Source organism: Desulfobacula sp. (genome assembly GCF_021107415.1).
This window is the reverse complement of sequence record NZ_JAIOSW010000158.1, coordinates 1-4,009: the sequence shown is the minus strand read 5'-3', so window position 1 is coordinate 4,009 and position 4,009 is coordinate 1. Positions and strand designations below refer to the sequence as shown.

The window sequence follows — 4,009 nt, the reverse complement described above, 5'->3', positions numbered from 1 at the left end:
TGAAAAAGAAAATTATATTTTGTTTGCAGCGAGGCTTGTTGCTGAAAAAGGCCCTCATTTTTTAATAGAGGCTTTTCAAGGTATCGATACTGATATGAAACTTGTTGTGGCAGGCGATGCTGCCCATGCTGAAGATTACAAAGCCATACTTAGCGAAATGGCAGAAAAGGATGACCGGATTTTATTTCCCGGGTTTGTCACCGGGCAGGTTTTGGAAGAGCTTTTCAGTAATGCATATGTTTTTTGTCTGCCATCCACTCTGGAAGGCCTTCCCATTGCCCTGCTGGAGGCCATGAGTTATGGTTCCTGCTGTCTTGCAAGTGATATTCCTGAAAATCTTGAAGCTGTTGAGGATTTTGGATTTACATTTAAAAACAGGGATGTTGAGGATTTAAGGGAAAAGCTTGGATATCTAATTGATAATCCTGAAAAGGTTAGACAGAAAAAGAAAATCGCAAGGGAACATGTGCTGAACAATTATTCCTGGGATACAATTACTGACCAGATGGAAGAATTGTACCTTGAGGTTTTAAACAAATAAAAATATGATTTAATTTATCGTTCTGGCGGGTTTGTGTTGTCAATATGGCACAAAGTGTTTATAATATCAAATAATAAAAAATATAATTATTTGGAAATAAGGAGGAACCATGCCGGGAGTTGAAAAAAGATTTCAGACCAGGATGCCTTACCATGTTCATAAAAAACTGATCCAGGCTGCTGAGTTGTCCGGGGCTACTTTAAATCAATTTGTTGTGCAGTCTGCATTGGAGAAGGCCAAGTCGGTTATAGAATATGATCGGGTGTTGAACCTGACATACAATGATGCCTTGACCCTATTTGAAGCTGTTGAAAATCCACCAAAGCCCAATGACAAGTTGATCCAGGCTGCCAGGGCATACAAACAGGAATTTGGGAATGAATCAGTTTGAAGAGCTGAACCGTTCACATAATAGAGCCGGGTTTGACTGTGGAGTAGAAGAACTTAATATCTTCCTGAAAAATCTTGCCCGCCAAAATCTTAAAAAAGGGCTTTCACGGACATTTGTATTGACGGAAAAGAGAATTCCAAAAGAAATATTAGGTTTTTATACGCTCTCCATTTTTGAAATTAATGCACTAAAACTGCCTGAAAAATTTGTCAGGAAATACAAGGGCAATATTCCTGCCGTTAAAATAGCCAGGCTGGCCGTCGCTAAAGGAGTACAAAACCAGGGGATCGGCAGGAACATGATGATTGATGCAGTCAATCGAACGATAAAAATCTCCGAGAATGCCGGCATTATAGGGTTGTTTGTAGATGCGAAAAATCGAGGGGTAAAAGAATATTATCAGAAATTTGGTTTTATTCCGCTGTCGGACAAAGATCTAAACCTTTTCTTACCGCTAAAAACGCTATTGCATTTATATTCATCTGTATTCGGCAATCAATGATTCAGGTTGAAACAATCAGGAGATAGAATGGAAGCATCAATTATAACGACTTATCGTTGTCCAATGCGCTGCAAGATGTGCGATATAGGGCAAAATCCTACTGATCCGGAAAAGGAGATTACAGCACGGGATCTGGATAAGATGCCACAAGTCAATGTGACGAATATTACAGGTGGTGAACCGCTGATCAGGGAAGATCTTGCTGAACTTGTTGAGGTGATTTTTAAAAAGTCCAAACGGGTGTGCATTTCTACCAGTGGATTTTATACAGATAGGGTTTTTGCGCTCGCAGAAAAATTTCCTGATCTTGGTTTTCGTGTCAGCATTGAAGGTCTGTCCCAGAAAAATGATGAGCTCAGGGGACGAGAGGGCGGTTTTGACAAAGGTCTTAGAACTCTTTTGGGGTTGAGGGAAATGGGGCGCAAAGATGTGGGATTCGGTATTACAGTTTCCAATAATAATTCAAAAGACATGCTATGGCTGTATGAACTCTCCAAGCAGCTTGGTATGGAGTTTGCCACGGCAGCGTTCCATAACTCATTTTATTTTCACAAAGATGATAATGTTATTACCAACAAGGACGAAGTGATTGGCAATTTCAAGGAATTGATCGAGAGGCTCTTAAAGGAGAAAAAGCCTAAAAGCTGGTTCAGGGCATTTTTTAATCTTGGGTTGATCAATTATATCCGGGGCGGAAGAAGGATGCTGCCGTGCGAGGCAGGCACGGAAAATTTTTTTTTCGATCCTTATGGTGAGGTGCTGCCCTGCAATGGAATGGAAAAAAAATACTGGTTTAAAAGTTTTGGCAATATCCGGGAAGCAGACAGTTTTGAAGAATTATGGAATAGTTCCAAAGCTAAAAAAGTCAGGGAACTCGTTGCTAAATGTCCGAAGAATTGCTGGATGATCGGGTCTGCTTCACCGGTCATGAAAAAATACATTAAACATCCCGTGAAGTGGGTGGTCACAAATAAAATCAAAAGCATGTCAGGCAAAGATATCGATATTGATTCCATTCCATATTATGATGTCGGGCAGGACCCGAGACAAGGTGATTTAAAAGGAGTTTTATAATAATGACATCATCCCCCGGAAACATCTTTCAGAATCCGATTTTTCAAGGAAGTATTCTTCTCCTGCTTTTTGTTGGTGCATATTTTGTTCCGTTCAGCTCTCTTTACAATACCTGGATGACCAATGACGACTATTCCTATGGTATCCTCATTCCCTTTATTTCTGCATTTTTTTTATGGGATAAAAGGCAAGCCTTGAAAGGTGTTGCTATCCAAAGCTGCTGGCCTGTCTTTCCCTTGCTGCTGTTGTTTGTCCTGCTTTCCATTTATGGTGTACTCGGTTCCAGCGGTCATATCTCAAGGCCGGCATTACCAATTTTGATTGTTTTATTTGCCATATTCTGTTTTGGTATGGATTTTTTTAAACGGGCCAGCCTTTCACTTTGTTTTCTGGCTTTCATGATACCTTTGCCAACTATTCTTGACAGGACCATTGGGGTATACCTGAAAAGCATTTCTTCTGAATTGGGCGGGATGTTTCTGCGCGCGTGTGGATATTCGGTGTATGTCAGTGGTAATATCATTGATTTGGGGGTGACAAAACTTCAGGTGGTTGATGCCTGCAGCGGGCTCAGGTTTCTTTTTCCCCTTATGGCTCTTGGGGTTTTATATGGTTACTTTTTTGAACGCTCTTTCTGGAAGCGAGTGGCATGTGTTGTTGTTACCATTCCCATTGCTATCTTGACAAATGTGTTGAGGATTGGAATCACCGGGGTTCTCACATATAATTTTGGTTCAAAAATGGCAGAGGGATTTTTCCATGATTTTCAAGGTTTGGCAATTTTTATGGTTGCCTTTGTCTTCCTTTTTGTATTTGGCAGATTTTTAAGATTTTTTCCACCCAAAGATAAAAAACCGACTCAGAACGAATTGATGGATTCAGGAAAGAATTTTGAAAATAAAGGAAATATAAGCGCCTTTGTTGTTTCTGTTGTTTTGCTGATTATTGTAGGCGGTCTGACTTTTAATACGAGTGCTTTGCCACCGGTTAAGATTAAAGGAGGGATAGAAAGTTTCCCCAGGTCTTTTAATGACTGGAAGGGACAAATCCAGTTGATTGAGCCGGAAATCATTGATGCTTCCGGTGCTGAGGAAGCATTCAGCTGTGTTTATGTTAATCAGGAGAGTCATGCGGTTTCTTTGTATATGGGATACCGGAGTACGGCTTTTCTTGAAAATGTTAATTTTTTTCACAGCCCCACTGTCTGTTTGCCGTCCTCCGGCTGGAAAACCATCAGCAAGTCAAAGCGTGTCATTAATGATGTGCCGATGTTTGAAAGTCTTCCTGTCACCGAAATGGTCATGGAGTCAATGGGGACAAAGCACCTTATTTATTTCTGGTTCCAAACAAAAAACCAGGCAACTCATGATAAAAACATTAATCGTTTCCATCTTGCCCTTCACGCCATAAAAAAAGACAATACCCATGATCTATTTATCAGGCCAATAACTACTATTGGAAAAGGGGAATCCATTGAGTCTGCCAGGCAGCGGATGGATGG

The 4,009-nt window shown here is 40.6% G+C and carries 5 protein-coding genes; all 5 read left to right on the top strand.

What is annotated here, in order from left to right; genetic code table 11:
• Positions 1-541 (top strand): glycosyltransferase family 4 protein (locus tag K8S13_RS08650; protein ID WP_291461973.1); only part of this gene is annotated, 541 nt, incomplete at its 5' end.
• A gap of 109 nt (positions 542-650) precedes the next feature.
• Positions 651-932 (top strand): DUF1778 domain-containing protein, encoded by a 282-nt coding sequence (locus K8S13_RS08645; protein WP_291461971.1) that lies wholly within the window; start codon positions 651-653, stop codon positions 930-932.
• The gene (locus K8S13_RS08640) at positions 919-1,434 is read left to right on the top strand and encodes a GNAT family N-acetyltransferase (protein ID WP_291461969.1); all 516 of its coding nucleotides are present in this window, start codon (positions 919-921) and stop codon (positions 1,432-1,434) included. Before K8S13_RS08645 ends, K8S13_RS08640 begins: the two co-directional genes overlap by 14 nt.
• 27 nt (positions 1,435-1,461) lie before the next feature.
• Positions 1,462-2,508: a radical SAM protein gene (locus K8S13_RS08635; protein WP_291461967.1), complete on the top strand. Its 1,047-nt coding sequence runs from the start codon at positions 1,462-1,464 to the stop codon at positions 2,506-2,508.
• 2 nt (positions 2,509-2,510) lie between these two features.
• On the top strand, positions 2,511-4,009 hold a 1,499-nt coding region (locus K8S13_RS08630; protein WP_291461966.1), incomplete at its 3' end, for an exosortase C-terminal domain/associated protein EpsI.